This window comes from Acinetobacter sp. 129952 (genome assembly GCF_056642055.1).
This window is the reverse complement of sequence record NZ_JBWVSU010000014.1, coordinates 36,350-59,874: the sequence shown is the minus strand read 5'-3', so window position 1 is coordinate 59,874 and position 23,525 is coordinate 36,350. Positions and strand designations below refer to the sequence as shown.

The following is a 23,525-nucleotide window of genomic DNA, read 5'->3' as shown; positions in this document are numbered from 1 at the left end:
GATCGCCATGCTTTCACCCTGGTGAACCTGCGCCCAGTGGAATTTTCCCTGTTCCAGCCGCCGGGCACACAGCCAGATCCCCGTCCATCATGCACCAGCACTTTCATGCGATGGCCACGTTTATTACAGAACAGGTAAGCGCAATGCGGTTTGATCGAGCCAAAGGCTCTCAACACCTTAGCCATGGCAGTATCCATACCCGCACGCATGTCCATGGGCTGGGTAGACAACCAGATTTCATCAATACGGATCATTGAGTCAAACCCTGGATCAGCAACAGTAATTCAGTTACTGACTCCACTGGCCAGTCGATCTCGATCATCTGATCCCTTGCGGAACTTTGTTCCTTATGCAATGGAATCCTGATATGAGCGACAGCATTCTTCTCCGGCACAGGTGGCGGAGGTGCGTCTTGTTTGACTGGAGTCGGGTGAAGCATGACCGGAAGAAAGTCAGTCTGTGGAATGGAGGGGGTGTTAATGCAGGGGCATTGATCTGGACTGACGAATCCATTTATGCAACAGATTGGCATTGATCTGATGTTGCATTGCGACCTTAGCCACTGATGTATCTGGCTGCTGGCATTGCTGAATAAGTTGATGTTTAAATTCAGCCGTGAAGGTTCGACGGGGCTTTTTTAGCATTGGTGTGCTGTCTATAACTGTCTTTAAATCCATAAATAGGTGTCCACTTAAAATTTAGTGGACACTATCGTGGTATTCATGAGTGAGAAAAAGTGGGGCTCAGCGGACGCTTACTTTCATCTTGAGAGAGTTGGGTGTATTTCTTCATTGCGTGCTTTCCAATTGCGAGTTGAAAAAGTCTAATGATTCTACGAATACACCTAAATTTTTCAACTAACTACAAATGTGTCGCACTTGTGATTTGAATCTGCTGTTTTCAAAATCTGTTTTTCAGCTCGTTATGCAACAAAGCCGAACCGAATTAAAAATAGAAATGTAGTTGAGCTGATGCTTGCTCATTTCTTTATTTTTAGTAATTGAGGTGAACATACTGTCAGTACATGGTAGTTATAAGTAACGTGTAACTTTGTTCGCACAAAGATTTGAGTTATGCCAAGTGATGGATTGATTTGTACTTAAAATTTTAAGCTTATCCACTTGCTTTGCAAGCCACTACACTTTATTTACAATCCTATGTTGTGGAAGTAAGGGATCTTGTACTCGCCCAGTATGTTCAACTTGATTATATCTAAAGGACTATTAGGCTTCAATCAAATCAATTTTCCAATTATTCGACTGAATTAACACATTTAAATCACGTAATTTAAGACTAATATCATCAGCTTGTTTTTGTAATGATGAAACTGGAATAACTTTATGCCACTTTATTTCCCGCGTACTATAACGATCAGATTCACGAGATGTATTACTTATTGCTGCAGTTAGGGTTTTGTGCTGTTCTACAAATTCATCACGCAAAGTCAATAAAGCAAGTAGAGAACGACCATCATTTAATTTTGTTAAAGCATTAGTTTCATGAATTGCATAACTTAATTTTTGAAATTCTTGAATTAAAGAAAATACTTGTTTCAATAGTTCATTTGGATCTTCAGATGGTTTATCACCATCTTGTACCAATACATTTGCATTGATACGTTGTTTTAGTGAAATAATTTTTTTTTGTTGATCACTTCGAAGTAAGAGAGCTTCTGCTAATTTCATTTTTCACCTATTAACCAATTAGAATTAAGTTTTAAGCAGCTAAGTAATTTTACAAATACTATATCCTCATTCTTTAAAGATCAAAAAAATTGATTTTTTACAATTTTCAGAGGTAGAAGTCTTATATTTTGTCATTAGTCGAAGCTCAGAATTAAGCTAAAGGCCTTTTTTTCAGATGCAGAATCCTTTATCTGATCCTAGACAGTATTATGGACATTCGATCCCTCTAAATTCTTACAATATTTTTGTTCAAAGGCTTCAGGACTTAACCAGCCATTTGCAGAATGTATTCTGATTCGATTGTAATAAATCTCGATATAGTCGAACAGGACAGCATTCGCTTCTTTTCGAGTGGCAAACACACTGCCATGGATTACATGACCTTTCAATGTATGAAAGAAGCTTTCAGTCACTGCATTGTCCCAACATGAGCAGTGTACTGCGCAAGACTGCCTGACATACTTTGAATAAAGTTATTCGTCAATAATAGCGCTCTAAAAGCACGACTACAGTACTGACTGCCTTGGTCAGAATGAACCATAACTCCTGTTGAATAAGCTTTTCATGCGCCAAGGTTGGTCCGAAACCATGCAGTTGATCAGAAACAATATTGAGGCACTTGAGTCTGAGTTCTTCAGAAAGCCTGGAATTGCTGGTTTGGCCACGACCCGTATGGGCTAATACAGCTGGACCTTGAACTTTGTATTTCTGCAGTAAGCGTCTGACCTGACATTCTGAAATATGAAGTAGAAGTAGCTGAGCAGCCTGGGATTGAGTTATGCGTTGATCGCAGATTTCCTGCAAGACCGACAATCGTTTAAGTTCTTTATCCGACATAGACACCAACATATCAAACCGTCCGCTAAGGAAATTGCAAAAGTGCACATTCTAAAAGCGGACATTTCTATTTTGGGCTTACAACACTGATTTCGTATAATATTGATTATGTTAAATTACTTATACCTGATAATAACTTCATATCTTCTTTTATTAAACGAAAATTCAATAACTTAAATAATTTCAATTTCATTTGTAAAATATAATATGTTGACCTCAAGAATACTTCATAAACTTTACTATGTTTGCTTTAAAAACAATTCATTTGGAAAAGAAAGTTTCAAACGAAAATCAAATTATTCTTTTGTTTGATCTGGATTCATCATGTCCATGTTTGTACCCAGTAATCCCTCCTAAAAACAATAGGACCTAAAAGTAGAATTTTCTCTTAAAGTATAGGCAGGAGATTCTGCATGAAAACATCTAAATTTACTGACAGTCAGATCATGTCCATTTTGAAACAGGCGGGGTCTGGCACACCTGTAGCCGCCCTTTGTCGTGAACACGGTATGAGTAATGCGACCTTCTATAAATGGCGTGCCAAATATGGCGGTATGGATACATCATTAATGGCAAAACTCAAAGAACTGGAAGCAGAAAATACCAGACTTAAAAAGATGTATGCTGAAGAACGCTTAAAGGCAGAGATCATTCAGGAAGCGATGGCAAAAAAGTGGTGAGGCCATCTTGCCGACGTAAGATGGCACAACAGGCAGTTGCCCACTATGCGATTAGCATTCGTTTGGCTTGCCGAGGATTTAGTATCAGTGAAAGCTGCTACCGTTATCAATCCAAGTTAAACGATGACAATACATTAATTGCAGAACAGCTCATTGAGCTCACTGAAGAAAATACAGATTGGGGTTTTGGTCTGTGTTTCTCTTATCTACGTCATGTTGAAAACCATGTTTGGAATCATAAGCGTGTTTATCGCATTTACTGTGAGTTAGCACTGAATCTGCGCATTAAACCGAGAAGAAGACTAAAACGGCATGCACCAGAACCACTGAAAGAGCCGATCCGGGCAAATCAGGTCTGGTCACTGGATTTTATGCATGACCAGCTGATCGATAGTCGTAAGTTCCGATTGTTGAATGTGATTGATGATTACCGTCGAGAAGGTTTGACTATTGAAGCAGGATTCTCATTACCCACGATCAGGGTTATTCACACATTGAATCAGTTATTGGAATGGCGAGAAAAACTGTTAGTTATTCGGTGTGACAATGGCCCGGAGTTTATCAGTCACGAATTTGTACGCTGGGCAACTGAACAAGGTATTCGTATTGAATATATTCAACCAGGTAAACCACAGCAGAATGCGTATATTGAACGCTATAATCGGACTATACGTTATAGTTGGCTGAGCAAACATTTATTTGATACTTTGGATGAAGTACAAGATTATGCAACAAACTGGCTGTGGCATTACAACCATGAAAGACCACACCAAGCAAACAAAGGAAGGCCACCTCTAATGGCTGCTTAACCTCTACTTTTAACTTCGGTTATTAATGGGAGGATTACCGTTTGTGCAACAAAGCCCTTAGTTGAAAAAAACTTTTAGATTTCATGCTCACACACCACCTAAAACAAAAAATATCTGATTGATTTTACAGGCTTTTAATTTAAGGTTTTATTCTACCCACTCGCAATATCAACGTTTAGTATCACGACTCACTAACTCATTAACTAAATATGGAGCAGTACGGCTATCTTGATTTTCTGTTATTTGTTTTGGTGTTCCTGCCACAACAATATTCCCACCAGCATTTCCAGCACCTGGTCCCACATCAATCACCCAATCTGCTTGTGCAACGGCACGCATATCATGCTCAATCATAACCACGGTATTACCCGCATCGACTAATCGCTGCAATTGAACTAACAATCGATCTACATCTGATGGATGCAAACCTGTAGTTGGCTCATCAAGTATATACAGTGTATTTCCACGCTGATTGCGTTGCAGCTCGGTCGCCAATTTAATACGTTGCGCTTCTCCACCAGATAGTTCAGTCGCTGGTTGCCCTAAACGTAAATAACCAAGGCCAATTTCCTTTAATAATTGTAGTGAACGAGCAATCGAGACCTCTCCATCAAAAAAATCACGTGCTTCATTGACGGTCATTCCTAATACTTCAGCAATATTACGTCCATTCCAGCGAATTTTCAGAGTGTCATCATTATATCGAGCACCATGACATGTCGGACAAGGGGCATATACACTTGGCATAAACAATAACTCTACACTGACAAAGCCTTCACCTTCACAAGTTTCACATCGCCCTTTAGCCACATTAAACGAAAAACGTCCAGCATCATAATGAGCTTGGCGAGCTTCAGGAGTCCCAGCAAATAACTTTCTAACATGATCAAATAAACCCGTATAAGTTGCCAGATTAGAACGTGGAGTACGGCCAATTGGTTTTTGATCAACCTGTACCAGACGCTGTATAGCCTCCACATCACCAGCCAGAGAACCCTGTGTAACCTCGTTAACCAACATTCCTTCATTTAAAGGATTATTTTCATTATTGTTTTCAGTTTCAGACTCATTGCCTAAATATGAAAGTACTAACTCGGGTAAAGCTTGAGAAACGAGACTAGATTTACCTGAACCTGAAATACCTGTAACTGCTGTAAGTACACCAAGAGGTATACGAGCATCAATATTATGCAGGTTATGTCGGTAAATATTGTTAAGTTCAAGCCAACCAGAGGGTGTACGTCCATAACTTTGAGTAACTGGGATTTTATTAAATAAATAACTTGCAGTACGTGAAGCTGAAATCTCACTTAAACCCTGAGGTACTCCACTATATAAAATATTACCACCTTGCTCTCCTGCATCTGGTCCAACATCCACTAACCATTGAGCACGACGCATGAGCTCTAAATCATGCTCTACAACAAATACGGAGTTTCCAGCGTCTCTTAATTTATCGAGAGAATCATATAATGACTGACTATCTGAAGGATGTAATCCAGCAGACGGTTCATCCAGTACATAAACTACACCAAATAGCATAGAACTTAATTGTGTTGCTAAACGCAAACGTTGTAACTCTCCCGCTGAAAGAGTCGGTGTGGCTCTATCTAATGTTAGATAACCAAGACCTAACTGGCGTAATTGATTTAAACGCCCCACCACACCATTTGCTAAACGCTGGGCAGCAATTTTCTTTTCATCTGAAAGTGCTGACGTACGTCTTACATCTGGAGATACAGAATGCACTGCTCTACCTGTTGTTGCTCGTTCAGATCTATCAAGTTGGGTTACTTTATTATTAGCCTTTTCTCCAGCATTATGAGCGTCGAAATTGCCAAGAACAATGGGCTCAAGCAGGCAAGTTAACTTATCCAAAGAAAGTTGCATAAACTCACCAATATCTACTCCAGCAAAGGTAATAGATAAGGCTTCTGGTTTAAGGCGTTTACCATGACAGGAAGGGCATATTTTTCCTTCCATAAAACGTGAAACACGTTTTTTCATCAACGTACTTTGGGTATTAGCAAAAGTATGAAGGACATAGCGACGAGCACCAGTGAAAGTGCCCATATAGCTGGGTTCTAGTTTACGTTTAAGTGCAGATTGAGTCTCAGCGGGGCTTAAACCAGCATAGACAGGAACTGTTGGGGTTTCTTCAGTAAATAAAATCCAGTCTCTATCCGATTGCGGTAAATCTTTCCATGGTCGATCAACATCATACCCTAGGGTTACTAGGATATCGCGTAAGTTTTGCCCGTGCCAAGCAGGTGGCCATGATGCGATAGCTCTCTCACGAATACTGAGTGTTGGGTCAGGAACCATTGTCGATTCTGTAACTTCATAAATGTGACCTAAACCATGACAGGTAGGACAAGCACCTTGAGGAGTGTTCGGTGAAAAGTCCTCGGCATATAACATTGGCTGATCGGCAGGATATGCACCAGCACGCGAATAAATCATTCGCACGAGACTTGATAAAGTTGTTACACTTCCAACAGAAGAACGGGTATTACTTGCACCACGTTGTTGTTGCAATGCTACTGCTGGTGGTAGACCATCAATAGCATCAACATCTGGTACTCCGGCCTGATCTATTAAGCGTCTTGCATAAGGTGCAACAGATTCGAAATATCTTCTTTGTGCTTCAGCAAAAATAGTTCCAAAAGCAAGTGATGATTTTCCTGAACCCGATACACCTGAGAAAACAACAAGTGCATTTCTTGGGATAGAAACATCTACATCCTTAAGGTTATGCTCACGTGCACCTCGAACTTCAATACAATTATTAGATAAAGTAATGTTATTGTGTTCACCAAAAGAATGTATTCTCATGTTTCTGAGCCTGTAAATTATTTTGTGTAAGTCTCATTTTTTATAAATGATCTTTTAATCGATCATCGAACTGAATCGTAAACCAATTCATTGCTAAACGCCAATTTTGAATTGGCATGGTCCATTTTTTAGCAGCATTTGAAGTTGCTAAATAAATGACCTTTTTCACTGAATCATCAGAAGAGAAGATCTTTCTCTTTTTAGTTGAATGGCGGATCACGCTATTCAATGATTCAATTGCATTTGTTGTGTAAATCGCATGACGTATTTCAGCAGGATAGCTAAAGATCGTTCGGATATTTTCCCAATTTGCCCGCCAGGATTCTCCAATTTTTGGATACTGGTGATGCCATTGATCGCAGAAGATATCTAGGGACTTTAAAGCATTTTCCTCTGTACTTGCCTGATAGATCGCCTTCAATCCTGCTGTTACAGCTTTGTAGTCCTTCCAGCTCACAAATCTCAGGCTATTGCGTACAACATGTACGATACACAGCTGGATATCAGTATGAGGGTAGACAGAGGCTATCGCATCAGGAAAGCCTTTTAGTCCTGAGAAGCGCTGCTTCGCAAGGCAGGCTACAAGAATATCTTGCACTCCTCGATTTTTAAGCTCTGTCATGACTGACAGCCAGAATTTGGAACATTCTGTTTGAGCAAGCCACATGCCAAGAAGTTCTTTTTGACCATCCAGGTTAATGCCTAATGCTAAATAAACTGATTTATTGATTACTGTTGAATGCTGACGAACCTTAACAACAATGCAATCTAAATAGACAACAGGATAAAGACTATCGAGTGTTCTATTTTGCCATTCTGTCACTTGTTCAATGACAGCATCCGTCACCTTACTAATAAGGGAGGCAGATACATCGGCATCGTACATTTCTTTAAAGAAAGCAACAATTTCTCTATTTGTCATTCCTTTCGCATATAGCGAAAGAATTTGATCATCCATGCTAGTAATGCGCGTTTGATGCTTCTTAATAATCTGTGGTTCAAAAGAGCCGTCACGATCACGAGGGATATCTAAAGCAAGCTGCCCATCTTGTGTTAGAACTGTTTTGGAGCTAAAACCATTACGTGCATTAGATCCTTTCTTAGGTTGATGCTTTTCATAGCCTAAATGTTCAGAAAGCTCAGTATTCAGAGCGGTTTAAATCATGAACTTTTTAAATATGGCTGTCATTTGGTTTAAATCTTCAGGAGTTTTTAAACCTTTAGCTAATTCAGCTGCCATACTTTTGATTGTAGCTTCATCCATGTGAAGTACCTCTTTTTATTATCCTCAGTAGGATAAATGAAAATTAAGTACTTACACAAAATTTAGAACAGTCCCACAACTCATTTTGTTGAACTATATCTGTACAACAACTCTACCTCGAATTTTTCCATCTAAAATTTCATTTGAAATATTTAAAGCATCTGTTAACTGAATTTCAGTCGTTACTGTTTCTAATTTTGTTTGATCTAATTCTGTAGCCAAACGTTCCCATGCTTCTTTTCTTAATTCGATTGGTGCCATCACGCTATCAATTCCATATAAGGTAATCCCTCTTAGAATAAATGGAGCAACTGTTGCTGGAAAATCCATTCCGCCTGCCAAACCACACGCAGCAACTGCACCACGATATTTTGTACTAGCACATGCATTGGCTAAAGTATGGCTTCCAACAGTATCAATTACGCCAGCCCAAACTTCTTTGTTTAATGGCTTTCCTGGGGAAGATAATTCAATACGATCAATAATTTCACTCGCACCTAGATAGGTTAAATATTCTGACTCTTGAGGTCGACCAGTTGAAGCTGTAATCTCATAACCAAGATGATTCAAAATAATAATGGCAATACTACCTACTCCACCATTTGCACCTGTCACTAAAATTTTTCCATCACTTGGTTTAATACCATGTTTTTGTAAAGCCATGACACACAACATTGCGGTATAACCTGCTGTACCAATAACCATCGTATCTTTAAAAGAAAAAGCAGAAGGTTTTTGTATGAGCCAATCACCAGAAACAGTGACTTGCTCGGCTAGCCCTCCAAAATACTTTTCACCCACTCCCCAACCATTCAGTAGAACTTCATCTCTTTCTTTCCATGCTGGATGTTTTGATTCAATCACAACACCCGAAAAATCGATGCCTGGGGTCAAAGGAAAACTACGCACCACTGGTGAACGCCCAGTAATGGCTAAAGCATCTTTATAATTGAGTGTTGAATATTTGACTTCGACTCTAACCTCTCCTTCTTGTAAAGGCTTTGATGCAATCTCAGTAATTTGTGATGTGTAACCTGCTTCATCTTTAGTAATTACAATACCTTTGTACATAGAACTTCCTCTCCATTTAATTAGACTGCTTGTCTAGAATTAATTAAAAAATAAATACAGACGTCTGCATTTATTTTTTAATTAACTTTTTACGTGATTTGTTGTTTTACAGCTAAAGTAAACAAGCGATAAAATGCATCTAAGGGACTTGTTGATTTGACCAAACGTGCTCTTAGAACTGCACCTTCCCACCCAATCCAAAACTGATAAGCAGCTTCATCGCAATCAGCTAGGCTATATTGTGAATTTGACTGATGTAGGCAATCAGAAACTAATTTCTCCCATATCTTAAAGATATTTTCGATTCGGGCAATGATTTCTTGTGGTAAATACGACACTTCTTGTCCTAAGTTACCTAAAATACAACCTCGTTTAAAATCATATTTTTGCATTTTTTCACCCGCATCTTTTACAAAATTTTGCAGCTTTTCTAGTGGGGAAAGATCAGTTTGACTTAAAAACTTATTCAATCGCTTCACAAAATAAAGTTCATAAGCATCTAAGACTTCTAAAATAAAAGCCTCTTTATTTACAAAATAATGGTAGAAAGACCCTTTAGGAACTTGGACTGATTTCATGAGATCGTCCAAGCTCATAGCATTCATTCCACGTTCGGTCAGTAACTCGATACCTCGGTGGATTAAAACTTCTTTAGTGTCTGCATAGTTACAGCCGTGTTTGGTTGGTCGACCACGTGGTCTTTTGGGTGAGGAAGAATAATTCATATAATAAAAATAGACTATGTGACTAGAAATAACAACAATAAGATTATTTGATTGAAAATTTTATCTAAACGTCATCTAGTTCTCTTTTTTCACAGTACTTAGTCATTCATATAAATGCTCTTAAAAATCCTATAAGTTTATGAACTAATTTTTTATAAATTTCTATTATTTTTCTTCAAAATATTGAAATTAATAAATATATTGTAAAAATAATTTATAAACTAGATTTTAGGTAAACATAAGTTAAATAGAAAATTTTTAGTTAAATAAGGCTCTGTTGCACAAACTTACCACTGGAGGCTTCTTAGCTATCAAAAAAGTCGCGATAGTCTCCATCTACTCATTGACCCTACTGGCTTGAGGTTTTTAAGAGAAGGTGAATGAAAACGTAAAAAACATCAGTCTGAATATCGATGACAATAGCGTAAACTTCACATAGGTATAATAGATGCTGAAACACTGCAAAAACTTGCAGCTCAGCTCACAACCAATAATGTCAGTGACTCACAGGTGTTTGGTGATGGATTGGATAGCATAAAAAAATAATTAATATATTTCAATATATTAAACCCCAATTTCAACTTTTTAAGTGATTGAAATAAAAAGGACATAACCCTATTTTAGTTTCCACCAAGAAATTAAAGCAAAGTTATGTCCATTGAAGAATTTATCATTTTTGTCTATGTAATCATAGAACAGCTTTATCCCATTGTTGTTATTCAGCCTCTGAGAACTCGTGGTTTTCCGCCTGCTGTTACTGATGTAGAAATCATCACTATGCAAATAGTAGGTGAATTTCTTGTTTTAGATACAGACAAAAATATTTGGATGTATTTCAAAAACAATTGGTTAGAATGGTTTCCAAAATTAGGATCTTATCCCAATTTCTGTAAACATTGTGCAAACCTGTGGCATGTCAGTCAATCCATTATGGCACAGCTCATTCAGCGTTATGGTTCAGATAACATTCACTTTATTGATGGCTTCCCACTCCCTGTCTGTAGTTATACCAGAGCTAGAAAGCATAAAAACTTGATGGTTTCAAAGCTCATATCGTCATTAATCTTTCAGGCATGATTACGGGTTATACCTTTGCACCTGCTCATTGTGATGAGCGAGATGTTGCACCTGAAATCACGAATGATATTTACGGTTTACTGGGAGCAGATAAGGGCTATTTAAAACCAGAATTGAAACGATATTATGAATATCAGGGTATTGATTTACAAACACCCTTTAGAAAAAACATGATAGATTTCAGACCTAAAGAGACAATGCAAATAATGATGAAAGCCCGAAGAAAGATTGAAACAGTGATTGGTCAATTAGCAGATCGCTTTCACATTCAGAAAGTGAGGGCAAAAGATCTATGGCATTTAACCCACCGCATAACTCGTAAAATTCTGTCGCATACAATTTGTGTGGTGCTAAATAAAAAGCTTGGTCATTCACCAATTCAATTCGAAAATCTTATTTTAAGTTGAGATTGGCGTATTTATATAAAATTAGATACTTAGTTGAGAACGCATTTATAGGTTAAAGCAGTTCAGAGGAATAGCAACACCATATGATAAGCTACTGAGTAGCTATGAGGATGCAGTTGCATTAGCTTGAAGCCTGTATATATATTTGGCTACCTTTATCGGGTAAATTCTATACTTGAAATGTCAACAGACCTCATACAAAACCTGAGAAATATATGAGTGCAGAAGCCACATCTATCAGCCTTCTATCCCCTGTCATACTGCTCACAGCGGCAGTGATTTCAGTCCCCTTAATAAAGCGTCTAGGATTAAGCTCGGTATTGGGATATTTAATTGCAGGATTAATTATTGGTCCATTTGGACTAGCATTTTTCTACGATTCTGCGTCTATTCTGCATATTGCTGAGCTTGGTATTGTGATGTATCTGTTTGTGATTGGACTAGAAATGCGTCCATCGTATTTATGGAGTTTAAGAAAAGAAATTTTTGGATTAGGCGCATTACAGATTAGTGCCTGTTCATTGGGGTTAACGGCGGTAGGCTTGGTCTATGGCTATTCTTGGCAAGTGAGTTTTGTATGTGCTGCAGGCTTTGTACTCACCTCGACTGCAATTGTTATGCAACTTTTGGGAGATCGTGGAGACATTGCTCAACCACGAGGACAGAAAATTGTCTCGATCCTGCTGTTTGAAGACTTGTTGATTGTCCCTTTATTGGCAATTGTTGCTTTTATCGCACCGAATCATGTTGTTGAAAGTACTTCTACGCGTTTGCAGAGCATCGGAATTGGTTTAATTTCAATTGCAGGTTTAATCGCTGCAGGCTATTGGTTGCTTAATCCTTTATTTCGCTTATTAGCCGTAGCCAAAGCCCGTGAAGTCATGACTGCAGCAGCACTCTTAGTGGTACTCGGCGCAGCATTACTGATGCAAGTCAGTGGCTTATCGATGGCAATGGGGGCTTTCCTTGCAGGGGTATTACTCTCCGAATCCACTTTTCGCCATCAGATTGAAGCAGATATTGAACCGTTTCGTGGCATATTGCTCGGATTATTTTTTCTAGGTGTAGGCATGTCACTAGACCTTAACGTCGTAAAAAATAACTGGGTGTTAATCTTAAGTGCTGTACTTCTGCTGATGTTTGTCAAAGCATCCATGATTTACCTAATTGCACGCATGACCAAAAGTTCACACTCCGAAGCACTCGATCGCGCATTACTGATGGCTCAAGGGGGCGAGTTTGCTTTTGTACTCTTTGCTGCCGCCATGAGTGCTCAAATCATTAGTGCTGTTGAAAGCTCAAACCTGACTGCGATTGTAGTCTTGTCGATGATTTTGACCCCGATTATAGGCATTCTATTTAAACCTTTTACCCAAACTACAGAACAAACTTCTTTAGAAAATATCCGTATTGCCGAAGGACTTTCTGGAAAAGTATTGATGATTGGTTTCGGTCGTTTTGGACAAGTCTCCAGTCAATTACTGCTTGCTCGAGGGATTGATGTGACCATCATTGATAATGATATCGACATGATTCAAAACGCTGAAAGATTTGGATTTAAAATTTACTATGGCGATGGTTCTCGTTTAGATATTTTACATGCCTCGGGAGCAGATACGGCTGAGGCAATTGTTGTTTGCGTAGACCACAAAGAAACGACGAATAAGATTGTAGAATTGGTGCAACATGAATTTCCTTTAACCAAGTTACTGGTTCGCTCTTATGACCGTGAGCATGCGCTGCATTTAGCAAAACAAAATGTGGATTACATGATTCGAGAAACCTTCGAGTCGGCAATGCTATTTGGCGGTGCGATTTTAGAAGAATTGGGTGTTGACCAGAGTGATGTTGAAGAAATTAGCCAAGAAATCCGAGAACGAGACAAAGAACGTTTTGAAACCGAAGTTGCAGCAGATGATGTCTATGCGGGTATCGGCTTGCAATACACAGGACCGCGTCCGACTGCACCTTTAATTACACCAAAGCACACAGGGCAAATTCTGAATGAAGATGACACTCATCAATAATTTCACGTATTAAGCCCAAATAAAAAGAGGTCTCTGTAGATCTCTTTTTCGGTAAGCATCCGCTGAACCCCACTTTTCTTATTTTCTCAATATACCAATAGTGCCCATTATTTATTAAATGGACATTATGTTTATGGCCTTAGACACTTTTATAGACACTGAACAAACGACAGAAAGAGCCCGCAGAATCTTCGCAACTGATTTTAAACAGCACTTGGTCGAGCTTTGCCTGCAGCCAAATACATCAGTGGCTAAGGTCACAATGCAACATCAGATCAATGCCAATCTATTACATAAATGGATTCGTCAGTCCAGATCAATGGTTCCATCATTCACAACCCCTTCCATTCCACAGACCGACTTTCTTCCCGTCATTCTTCACCCGACACCAGAGTCAAACAAGAAGCACCGCCGCCACCTGAACCGGAAAAGAATGCTGTCGCTCATATCAGAATTCCACTGCATCAGAAACAATGCTCCGTAAGAGATCAGGTGATCGAAATAGAATGGCCAGTGGAATCGGCCAAGGAGTTGCTGCTTTTACTTCAGGGCTTGATCAAATGATCCGCATTGATGAAATCTGGCTTTCTACCCAACCTCTGGATATGCGAGCAGGTATGGATACTGTCATGGCTCAGGTGCTGAGAGCCTTTGGCTATATCAAACCGCATTGTGCTTATCTGTTCTGTAATAAGCGTGGCCGTCGCATGAAAGTGCTGGTGCATGATGGGCTGGGCATCTGGCTATGTGCCCGACGGCTGGAACAGGGAAAATTCCACTGGGCTAAAGTTCACCAAGATGAAACCGTGACCCTCAGCCCGGAGCAGTTACAAGCACTGATCCACGGTTTAACTTGGCAAAGAATCGGTCTGCAGCAAGTGGTAACAATGCTCTAAATCGAACTCATCCATTCTGCTATTCTCCAAACATGATCTCAACCATACTGCAGTCATGAAAGTGCTGCCTGATTTAAACCAACTGACCCATGAACACCTGCTGGAATTTATCCGACAGTTGGCGCTGCAGCATCAGTCTTTAGCATAATCAAAACAACAACTGGAACAATCAAATCAGCAATTAGATTCTAAAGTTAAATCTCTCTCTAATCTCAATCAAAAATACGAGCATGAACTTTTGCAGTTTAAACGGCATAAGTTCGCCCAGAAGAATGAATACTTAACGGCCAAACAAATCCACCTCTGGGATGAAGCGGTTGAAGAAGATATTGCCGCGGTTGATCTGGAACTGGAACGGCTGAATGCAGCTAAAACCGATGCAGCGACACAGAAAGCCCCAGCCAACAAACCTAAACGTCGACCGCTACCTGATCATCTACTCACTCTGCGTATTGAGCACGAACCTGCCTCAACGCAATGCAGCTGTGACAGCTTGTACTGCAGCAACAGGTGCTGCATGCCGATGAAACACCGGTCACCATCATGCAGATGGGTGAGAATGAGAAAAAACCGAAGAAAGGTTATGTCTGGGCCTATGCCACCACACAGTACAATCTACTTCAGGCGGTGATCTATGACTTTCAGGATAAGCATGCTGAAGAGTTCCTGAAAGACTGGCAAGGCCATCTGGTCTGTGATGATTATGGTGGTTATAAAGCACGCTTTAAATCAGGCCAGATCATTGAGGTGGGCTGCATGGCCCATGCACATCTTAAATTCCATGAACTGCATGTGACCGGGAAAAGTCAGGTCGCTGAACAAGCATTAGTGATGATTCAGAAACTGTATGCCATAGAAGCAGAACTCAGGAAAAAGACCGATGGTACAGCGCAACACCGTCGCGAATACCGGCAACAACATAGCCAATCGGTGATGCAACAACTATATGAATGGCTCAACCAACATTATCTGACGGTGCCGTCGAGTTCTCCAATCGCCAAGGCGATCAATTACACTCTGAAGCGTTGGCCAGCTTTAAGTCGCTATTTGGATGATGGCAATCTACCGATTTGCAACAATTGGGTCGAAAATCAAATGCGTCCCTGGGCATTGGGACGCAAGGACTGGTTGTTTGCTGGCTCGCTACGCAGTGGTCAGCGAGCTGCGAATGTCATGACCCTGATTCAGTCAGCAAAGCTGAATGGGCTAGATCCGTATGCCTATTTAAGTGATGTGCTGAAAAGGTTGCCGACACATAAAGTGACCCAGATTGAAGAATTACTGCCACACCGCTGGAAACCCAACTCAAATTAAAAAATAGCGATGGGGTTCAGCGGACGCTTACGCTGTTTTCAATGTAGTATTCAATAATCGAGATGATCATTGCAAAAACTTTTCATTTCTGATGTCCCAAAATGGGCAATGGAAACTAGCCCCTGCCTATGATGTTACTTTCTGTGAAGGACCAGGGGGATATCATCAAATGGATATCATGGGTGAGGCACTGGATATTCCTCGACAAGCTCTTGTGAAACTTGGTACTCAGGAAGCGGAACTTTGTGTCCAAGAAGTCGATGAAATTATTGGCTCGATTTGTAAGGTTGCAATCCGATTCAGCAATATCGCTCATGACCTATTACCTGGACAAATTCAAGCAGAGACTCTCCAACTGGTCCAAAATAGGATTGAGCAAATATTCATTTATTGCACTAAATAGCTTTCACAAAGCTTCTATGAAGGGCTTATTCTAACCGTTGTTTTATCACGGCATAAGCTACACCAGTCACCACACTTCCAATCGCAATCGCCAATAAATATTTTAATGGATAATTCATCGCATTCGGAATGATCAGTACCATTACACCGCCATGAGGAGTGACTAGTTCACATTTAAATAATGCAACCAAAGCCCCAGTTACAGCACCACCTGCGATCGCGCATGGAAGCACTCGAATCGGGTCTTTGGCAGCAAACGGAATAGCCCCTTCCGAGATGAAACATAGGCCCAGAACTACAGCAGCCTTCCCTGCATCTTGCTCAGGTTTGGCAAATTTATGCTTTGCCAGAAAAGTTGCAATTGCCATACCCAATGGCGGTACCATACCCGCAGCCATGGTAATCGCCATCGGTCCGTATGTTTGTGACGTAAGTAAGCCCACCGTAAAGGCATAAGCCGCTTTATTTATTGGCCCCCCAACATCAATACACATCATACTCCCAAGGATAATCCCCATAATCATGGCATTGGTCGTCCCCATATTGGCAAGGAAGTGTGTGAGTAATTCAAACAATTGTGCAACAGGCTGTCCAACCACATAAATCATGATTAAACCAACAGCTAAACTGGCCAATAGTGGAATAATCAAAATTGGTTTTAATGCTTCTAGGCTACTTGGGAGTTTAAGCTGTTTTGATAAAAATAACGCAATATAACCTGCAATAAAACCTGCAACTAATCCACCGAGAAAGCCTGCCTCTAATTGTGTTGCAAGTAAACCGCCAATCAAACCTGGAGTTAAACCCGGACGATCCGCAATAGAATAAGCAATGTAACCTGCCAGCATAGGTACCATAAGAGTAAATGCTGCAGCACCTATTTGCTTTAAGGATGCGGCAAAGCTTCCTTCAACAGGATTGAGGCCAAACATAAACGAGATGGCAATGATCAAACCGCCCGCCACCACCATCGGCAGCATGAAAGACACCCCTGTTAAAAGGTGTTTATAAATTCCAGTTTTTTCTTTGTTTTCATTTTCTGTCTTAGTGGCTGTTTGCTTACCCGTTTCAAGCACTTTGGCTTCAGCAATTGCGTTTGCAAAAGTCTTATCCGTTTGCTTAAGGGCAAATCCTGTACTGCAGCGATATACGCGTTTGCCTACAAAGCGATCTGTATTGACCTCAATATCCGTTGCTAAGATCACCACATCTGCTTTGGCAATACTTTCTGCCGATAAAACATTTTTAGCCCCAACCGATCCTTGGGTTTCAACATCAATCTGATAACCGTGCTTTACTGCACCTTGTTGTAAGGCTTCGGCCGCCATAAACGTATGCGCAACACCAGTTGGACATGCTGTAATGGCGACAAAGCGTGTAACCCCTACATTGGCTGCAATAGTTTCATCTAAAGCATCTGAATGCTCAAGAACTTGTTGCAAAAGCATGATCGCATCGTGTTGCGCGTTATTCAAACCAATGACTTTCACAACCTTGTCACGCAGTTGAGTCGCATCTGCCGACTTCTGTCCAACAAAAACAACCGTATCAATAACATTTGATAAATCGAGATGCTCAACTGATGTCGCCACATCATTGGAAATACCAAGTGCTGTTGCTGCTTTGGACAGTTTTTTGGCCAAAATCACTGCATTAATCGGCTGCTCGGGACTATGTGGCACAAATAAAATATGTTTTATCTCTTGCATCGTATTAACTCAATGATTGGACTGAGATTTGCGATTTCAAATCTTCAATAACAGCAAAGTCTGGAAGGGCAAACCCAATTTGGGTCACAGCATTGCTCGCAATTGCGGTTGCTGTTTTCAATGTTTCTTCTGGGGAAGTTGAACTCAACAAGCCATGAATCATACCTGCCAGCAAGGAATCTCCCGCACCCACCGTACTTTGGACGGTGACCTTCGGTGCAGTAGCATGCAGGGTTTGCGTGCGGTGAAGCCAGTTCACCCCGTTTTCACCCATCGAGACCACAATATGTTCGATCTGACTATTTAAACTGGCAAAAAGATGCTGCTGTTCTGCAAACGTTTCTGCTGGCAAATGGTAGGTTTCTGTCAACTCATCTGTATTAGGCTTAATCAACCAAGGATGGGCAGCAATTGCTGCTTTCAACGCAACACCACTGGTATCTACTGCGACTTTTTTACCCGCAGACTGTAACCATAGAATCAGTGTCGAAAGCTCTTCTGCAGAAAAACCTTGTGGCAAACTGCCAGCAATCACAATCACATCAACCTCTAAAATCAGTTGAGATAGACGTTCACATAGTTGTTGTTTTGCTGAGGTATCTACAAAAAAGCCCTTGCCATTGATGTCAGTCATCTGACCAGAAGCTTCTGCAACTTTAATGTTTTGTCGTGTTTGACCTGCAACATAAATAAATTGGTTATCAAATTGCTCTTGCTGGATATGATGGTCAAAAATTTGACGGTTTTCTTGCCCCAAAAAGCCACTCACAATCAGTTCATGTCCCAAATCCTTAAGGACCTGTGCCACGTTTAAGCCCTTACCTGCTGCATGGCTTTGGGCTGTTAACTGACGATTGACCTCGCCAACTTTTAGTTGATCCAATTGCACGGTGAGGTCAATTGCAGGATTCAGAGTAATGCTTAATATCTTAGCCATTCGGTAATTACTCCACCAATGCACGTACGGCAGACGCACTGTCACAACTTAAGGCTTGCTGTGCGACCTGTTGGCAATTTATATAGTTCAAACCACGAATTTGCGCCTTCACCAATGGAATACTGGTACTCGACATACTCAACTCATCCACGCCCAAGCCTATCAATACAGGCACAGCTTTTGGATCAGCAGCCAATTCACCACAAATGCCCACCCATTTACCATGCTGATGTGCTGCCCGAACAGTTTGATCAATCAATAGCAAAATACTCGGATGTAAGCCATCAGCTTCGGCAGACAATAGTGGATGACCACGGTCAATCGCCAGAGTATATTGAGTCAAGTCATTGGTTCCAATACTAAAAAAATCAACTTCTTGAGCAAGAATTGGAGCCAACAATGCTGCCGCAGGAACCTCAATCATAATACCGACTTGTAAGTTTTCACATGGATGCTGTATGCGAACCTCATCCAAAATTGCTTTTGCTGCTCGCCATTCTTCAACCCGCCCAATCATAGGAAACATAATTCTTAATGGGCGATTATCCGCTGCTTTAAGTAAAGCAACCAATTGTTGACGTAGCAACTCTGGCTTACGTAAAGTCAGACGAATACCACGTAAGCCCAAGAATGGATTTTCTTCCTTTTCAATAGGCAAATACGGCAAAGGTTTGTCCCCGCCCACATCAAGTGTACGTACCACCAATGGACGACCCGCCAAAGCATCTAACACCACCCGATAATCGGCTTCTTGTGTAGCCTCATCAGGCGCACTGCTGTGTGACATAAAGACCAATTCTGTGCGTAGCAAACCAATTGCTTCTGCCCCATCGGCCACAGCCTGTATCGTAGCGCCCACTTTGCCAATATTGGCTGCGATTTCAACTTGATGTTGATCCAGTGTCATGGCAGGTTCTAAACAATGCTGTTCCGCTTGTTCTCGCAACTCACGCTGGCGTTGGCGCTCTGCAATGGCATGATCAATCTGACTTTGCTCGGGTGAGACCACATACTCACCAGTATCCCCATTAATTAGTACTGTGGCATGGTTCTCAATATTTAAAACAGCTACACCCGCACCTACGACTGCTGGAATAGCCAGAGCACGTGCCACAATAGCACTATGGGCACTCGCTCCACCAACCGCGGTCAAAATGCCTGCAACACGATCTTTATTCAGACGCGCTACATCACTCGGGCCAACATCATGCATAATTAAGATATAAGGTTGCTCGGGTTCTGTGACATCGGCCACACCGCACAAAACAGCCAAAACTCGCTCACCAATATCCCTTAAATCAGCCGCACGCTCTGCAAGTAAACGATCGCTAAGTGCAGCCTGTGCGGTAGCAGCCACTTCAATATGAGCATGCCAAGCTGCAGCAGCAGACAACCCCTGTTTTAAACCGCGTTGTACACTTTGGAGGAGGTCTGGATCATCCAGCATTTCCAAATGTGCCATGAAGATCTGCTTAATGGCAGTAGATTCAGTATGTGCAATGAATTGACGTAAGCTATTTTTCACCTGATGAAGCGCAATTTCAAGCTTTTCATTCTCAGCTTTAAAACTCTGTCCGCGACGTTCATAACTAAATTCATGTGGCTTCACCACATGTGCAGGACCAAAAGCAAGGCCAGTTGATGCCGCAATACCGCAGCTACCCGTATCGCCATGTGATTCAAAAGGCATTAATTCCAAAGTATTTACGACTGGGTCACTACTGCTGTGCTGATGAGATACAAGATCAACAGCTTCAACCTCTTCTCCTAAGCCCTGTTGAACTGCATCAATAATCTGTTCTAAGCCTGCTACAGCATCAGTATCAGGTTGTGCAATAAAAGTCAGAGTTTGACCACGACGACATCCCATGGCTAATAATTTGGTTAAACTTTTTGCCGAAACGTAAGCCCCCTCATCTACAGCAACGAGAATATCCCCTGCAAATTTCTTGGTCATATTGACCAAGTATGTCGCAGGACGCGCATGTAGACCATGAGCATTAGCTAAGACAATACGACGAGATGGCCAATCAGGAATCAGTTCAGCACCAATTAACTGCGCCAACTGGTGACTATCTTGCTCTTGGTTAATGGTATGGACTTGTTCAGTATCAAACAAAATATCCATTAACCGTTGAAACCGTTGCATATCCAGTTGCTCATTACTGGCAATACACACCAAAGTCTTGAGCATTTCCTGCTGATGGCTTAAAACCTGTTCCGCTTTTACCAAACTTACAGCTGGGCTCAAAACATGCTGGTTTGAAGTGATCGACCAGACCCCCTCCCCTAAATGAATCATGCTGTTTAGGTTTAAACCCGACAGAAAACCACACTCCACCATTTTTTGCTGTTTCAGCAACTGTGTTGCCTGCCAAATTAAATCCTCTACATCTAGTGCAGGAACTTGAGTGGCGATTAAATTTTCATGCAATGCCAAAGATGCGGGTTGGGCTTGTAATAATGCAATAATTTGCTCTGCAGATTGAGCCTGTTTCACTTGATCAGCGACATCATTAATTAAAGCTCGCGTCAAAATTTGTAAGACTTGCAAATGCTCATCTGATTTCGCAGCAATCACCACTGCTAAATAAATTTTATTTTCCCCGTCCCAAACAACTCCTTCAGGAAAGTGTGCCAGACGAATACCAGTTTTTAAAATACATTGGCGAGACTGAGGCGTCCCATGCGGAATGGCAATTCCTTGCCCTAAATACGTTGCACTTTGTTGTTCGCGCACGGTCAACCCATGAATATAATCAGGGGTAACCAATTGGTCTTCGACCAAGATATCGACTAGACATTGCAACGCTTGTGCTTTATCAGTGGCGTGTTGTTTCATTCGAATATGTTGTATATCTAGCGCGAGCATAAAGCGTCCTTGCAAAATAGCATAGTGAAAAGCTATGCCTTTTTACTGGAGAAAAAATAAAAGTCGAATTCTACTCAGGATTTACACAAAAATCTGTATATTTTGATTTTATCTTGATAATCATTATTACGACGCAATTAAGAAACGACGAGATTCTCCAAAGCCTAGTGTTGCGATAGTTGGGTTTAGTTCTAATTGAACCGCTCTATCTCTGATTTCAGGGGTATATTTAGGTTTTTCATCGGATCACTACGCTTCGCTACGTCTTGCGAAGCAATGCGTCTCATCTCAGAAAGTTTGGTCTCCGACAAACCCGGTACGGTTCAGTTTAAGTCGTAAAATTGAAGTTAGATGTTTTTGCATAGATCCAAGTGTTAAATCATCATTGCGATTCTTGCGTACCACACCCTAGGCACGTGAAAAAGTAGAAAGCTTATATTTGTACGTGTTACGTCAAAAAGCAAAACAGAAACCGTAGCCCCAGGCAACACCCCTCTCATCATAAAATTATACCAGTCAGTAAAATACCTTTAGATTAAGCATATGTATGTTGGTTATTATTGTTGATTATCACAATAAATTAGTGCCCAAAAATCAAATTACCCCACCCTACATTAAATTACACCACACAAAATAAAAACTCTATATAACTGTTATATATAGAGTTTACTAACATACCAATTATGTTATTTAGTGTATTTTATGTTGGTGACTCTTACCAAGGTTGGTTTTTTTCAAAAGGAAGCTTTGTTTACCCAAATTATTTAGATAAGAATCTCTTTTTCCAAAGGAAAGTTGGCAAAGCCTTAGTAATGTGAGTAATTAAATCGCTTACTCTTTCTCTAGTTTGACCAGGCAATCCGATGTAATATCTGCAATGGTTCTTGCACCAGTCAATGTCATTGCCACACGCATTTCTTTCTCAATCAAATCTAGTAAATTACTTACCCCAGAACCGCCGGCAGCACCAAGTGCGTATACAAATGCACGACCAAGCATACAAATATCTGCACCCATAGCCAACATACGTACCACATCAAGACCGTTACGAATCCCTGAATCTGCTAAAATTTTGATGTCACCTTTGACCGCACTTGCAATTGAAGGAAGCGCACGAGCAGAAGACAAAACACCATCAAGCTGACGACCACCGTGATTGGAGACCACAATTCCATCTGCTCCGAAACGTACCGCATCCTTGGCATCCTCAGGATCTAAAATCCCCTTAATAACCATGGGACCCTCCCAATAATCACGAATCCACTCAAGATCTTTCCAAGAAATTGAAGGGTCAAAGTTATTTCCCAGCCAACCGATATAATCTTCCAGACCTGTCGGCTTACCTAAATATTTCGAAATGTTACCCAAATCATGCGGACGACCCAATAAACCGACATTCCAAGCCCAGTGTGGGTGCATACACGATTGCATATAACGACGTATTGCAGCATTTTTACCACTCATTCCTGAATGTGCATCACGATAACGCGCACCTGGAACAGGCATATCGACTGTGAATACTAAGGTAGAACAGCCTGCGGCTTTAGCACGTTCCAAGGCATTTTTCATAAAACCACGGTCACGTAGTACATACAGTTGAAACCACATCGGACGTTGAATCGCAGGTGCCACCTCTTCAATTGGACAAACTGAAACTGTTGATAAGGTAAATGGAATGCCCTTTTTATCTGCGGCAACCGCGGCTTGAACTTCGCCACGACGCGCATACATACCCGTTAGACCTACAGGTGACAATGCCACTGGCAACGCCAAATTTTCACCAAACAATTGCGTTTCTAAGCTCAGCTCAGACATGTCATTTAACACACGTTGACGTAAAGCGATTTTTGATAAATCGTCTACATTACGCTTTAAAGTATATTCCGCATAGGCACCACCATCGATGTATTCAAATAAAAATGGCGGTAAACGACGTTTCGCAGCTTCACGATAGTCATTTGCAGAAGAAATAATCATA

General features: G+C 40.9%; 13 protein-coding genes and 13 pseudogenes. 11 read left to right on the top strand and 15 right to left on the bottom strand.

The genetic code is table 11. From position 1 onward, the window contains the following. Positions 1 to 9 precede the first annotated feature (9 nt). The 6 genes and pseudogenes from tnpB (AC1IR0_RS13620) to AC1IR0_RS13595 all read right to left on the bottom strand — a co-directional run. Positions 10 to 185: pseudogene (gene tnpB / locus AC1IR0_RS13620) on the bottom strand (IS66 family insertion sequence element accessory protein TnpB); the annotation flags it as partial. A 65-nt stretch (positions 186 to 250) separates the two neighbouring features. Continuing rightward, positions 251 to 439: a hypothetical protein gene (locus AC1IR0_RS13615; RefSeq protein WP_016807214.1), complete on the bottom strand. Its 189-nt coding sequence runs from the start codon at positions 437 to 439 to the stop codon at positions 251 to 253. A gap of 37 nt (positions 440 to 476) precedes the next feature. Continuing rightward, positions 477 to 677, bottom strand: a complete 201-nt coding sequence (locus tag AC1IR0_RS13610; protein ID WP_004647840.1) for a transposase — start codon at positions 675 to 677, stop codon at positions 477 to 479. Positions 678 to 1,223: 546 nt separating this feature from the next. Then, a complete protein-coding gene (locus AC1IR0_RS13605; RefSeq protein ID WP_004647839.1) occupies positions 1,224 to 1,685 on the bottom strand; it encodes a DIP1984 family protein in 462 nt (153 codons plus the stop codon). Between the two features lie 197 nt (positions 1,686 to 1,882). After that, positions 1,883 to 2,247: pseudogene (locus AC1IR0_RS13600) on the bottom strand (IS3 family transposase); the annotation flags it as partial. Continuing rightward, positions 2,241 to 2,522, bottom strand: a pseudogene (locus tag AC1IR0_RS13595) (ISNCY family transposase); the annotation flags it as partial. The pseudogenes AC1IR0_RS13600 and AC1IR0_RS13595, both read right to left, overlap by 7 nt. A 241-nt stretch (positions 2,523 to 2,763) precedes the next feature. Between AC1IR0_RS13595 and AC1IR0_RS13590 the strand changes: the two are divergent. Beyond that, a pseudogene (locus AC1IR0_RS13590) lies at positions 2,764 to 2,871 on the top strand (site-specific integrase); the annotation flags it as partial. A 64-nt stretch (positions 2,872 to 2,935) separates the two neighbouring features. Next, positions 2,936 to 4,011, top strand: a protein-coding gene (locus AC1IR0_RS13585; protein WP_479741485.1) for an IS3 family transposase whose coding sequence is annotated in 2 segments (ribosomal slippage) — positions 2,936 to 3,188 and positions 3,188 to 4,011 — 1,077 coding nt in all. Because the reading frame shifts where the segments join, the coding sequence is not laid out codon by codon here. Between the two features lie 168 nt (positions 4,012 to 4,179). Here the strand turns inward: AC1IR0_RS13585 and AC1IR0_RS13580 are convergent. The 4 genes and pseudogenes from AC1IR0_RS13580 to AC1IR0_RS13565 form a co-directional block, all read right to left on the bottom strand. After that, positions 4,180 to 6,846 carry an excinuclease ABC subunit UvrA gene (locus tag AC1IR0_RS13580; protein WP_479741484.1) on the bottom strand — a complete coding sequence of 889 codons (2,667 nt, stop codon included), beginning with the start codon at positions 6,844 to 6,846 and terminating at the stop codon, positions 4,180 to 4,182. Between the two features lie 40 nt (positions 6,847 to 6,886). Then, positions 6,887 to 8,110: pseudogene (locus tag AC1IR0_RS13575) on the bottom strand (IS256 family transposase). Positions 8,111 to 8,203: 93 nt separating this feature from the next. Then, a complete protein-coding gene (acuI, locus tag AC1IR0_RS13570) occupies positions 8,204 to 9,181 on the bottom strand; it encodes an acrylyl-CoA reductase (NADPH) (protein ID WP_004647831.1) in 978 nt (325 codons plus the stop codon). An 89-nt stretch (positions 9,182 to 9,270) separates the two neighbouring features. Continuing rightward, positions 9,271 to 9,906 carry a TetR/AcrR family transcriptional regulator gene (locus AC1IR0_RS13565; RefSeq protein WP_479741483.1) on the bottom strand — a complete coding sequence of 212 codons (636 nt, stop codon included), beginning with the start codon at positions 9,904 to 9,906 and terminating at the stop codon, positions 9,271 to 9,273. A gap of 303 nt (positions 9,907 to 10,209) precedes the next feature. Between AC1IR0_RS13565 and AC1IR0_RS13560 the strand changes: the two are divergent. From AC1IR0_RS13560 to AC1IR0_RS13525, 8 genes and pseudogenes are all read left to right on the top strand, one after another. Next, positions 10,210 to 10,443, top strand: a pseudogene (locus AC1IR0_RS13560) (transposase); the annotation flags it as partial. A 114-nt stretch (positions 10,444 to 10,557) separates the two neighbouring features. Beyond that, a pseudogene (locus tag AC1IR0_RS13555) lies at positions 10,558 to 11,390 on the top strand (IS982 family transposase). Between the two features lie 8 nt (positions 11,391 to 11,398). Further along, positions 11,399 to 11,520, top strand: a pseudogene (locus AC1IR0_RS13550) (IS5/IS1182 family transposase); the annotation flags it as partial. 85 nt (positions 11,521 to 11,605) lie between these two features. Continuing rightward, a complete protein-coding gene (locus AC1IR0_RS13545; protein ID WP_441367689.1) occupies positions 11,606 to 13,417 on the top strand; it encodes a monovalent cation:proton antiporter-2 (CPA2) family protein in 1,812 nt (603 codons plus the stop codon). A gap of 133 nt (positions 13,418 to 13,550) precedes the next feature. Then, on the top strand, positions 13,551 to 13,901 hold the full coding sequence (locus AC1IR0_RS13540; protein WP_479741482.1) for a transposase: 351 nt from the start codon (positions 13,551 to 13,553) through the stop codon (positions 13,899 to 13,901). Between the two features lie 22 nt (positions 13,902 to 13,923). Next, entirely contained in the window at positions 13,924 to 14,313 is a 390-nt protein-coding gene (gene tnpB / locus AC1IR0_RS13535) for an IS66 family insertion sequence element accessory protein TnpB (RefSeq protein WP_016807156.1), read from the top strand. 160 nt (positions 14,314 to 14,473) lie between these two features. Continuing rightward, positions 14,474 to 15,627: pseudogene (gene tnpC, locus AC1IR0_RS13530) on the top strand (IS66 family transposase). A gap of 31 nt (positions 15,628 to 15,658) precedes the next feature. Continuing rightward, a pseudogene (locus AC1IR0_RS13525) lies at positions 15,659 to 16,026 on the top strand (HipA domain-containing protein); the annotation flags it as partial. A 29-nt stretch (positions 16,027 to 16,055) separates the two neighbouring features. Here AC1IR0_RS13525 and AC1IR0_RS13520 read toward each other — a convergent pair. From AC1IR0_RS13520 to fruB, 4 genes and pseudogenes are all read right to left on the bottom strand, one after another. Then, positions 16,056 to 17,738, bottom strand: a complete 1,683-nt coding sequence (locus AC1IR0_RS13520) for a fructose-specific PTS transporter subunit EIIC (RefSeq protein ID WP_004647821.1) — start codon at positions 17,736 to 17,738, stop codon at positions 16,056 to 16,058. 4 nt (positions 17,739 to 17,742) lie between these two features. Further along, positions 17,743 to 18,675, bottom strand: coding sequence for a 1-phosphofructokinase (gene pfkB / locus AC1IR0_RS13515; RefSeq protein ID WP_004647820.1), 933 nt, complete (start codon positions 18,673 to 18,675; stop codon positions 17,743 to 17,745). 7 nt (positions 18,676 to 18,682) lie between these two features. Continuing rightward, positions 18,683 to 20,332 (bottom strand): annotated as a pseudogene (ptsP, locus tag AC1IR0_RS13510) (phosphoenolpyruvate--protein phosphotransferase); the annotation flags it as partial. A gap of 86 nt (positions 20,333 to 20,418) precedes the next feature. Continuing rightward, positions 20,419 to 21,547: pseudogene (gene fruB, locus AC1IR0_RS13505) on the bottom strand (fused PTS fructose transporter subunit IIA/HPr protein); the annotation flags it as partial. Positions 21,548 to 21,875: 328 nt separating this feature from the next. Between fruB and AC1IR0_RS13500 the strand changes: the two are divergent. Then, positions 21,876 to 22,025, top strand: a pseudogene (locus AC1IR0_RS13500) (VF530 family DNA-binding protein); the annotation flags it as partial. Between the two features lie 353 nt (positions 22,026 to 22,378). On the opposite strand, the gene lldD reads toward AC1IR0_RS13500, so the two are convergent. Continuing rightward, entirely contained in the window at positions 22,379 to 23,524 is a 1,146-nt protein-coding gene (gene lldD, locus AC1IR0_RS13495; protein WP_004282143.1) for an FMN-dependent L-lactate dehydrogenase LldD, read from the bottom strand. Between the last annotated feature and the right edge of the window lies 1 nt (position 23,525).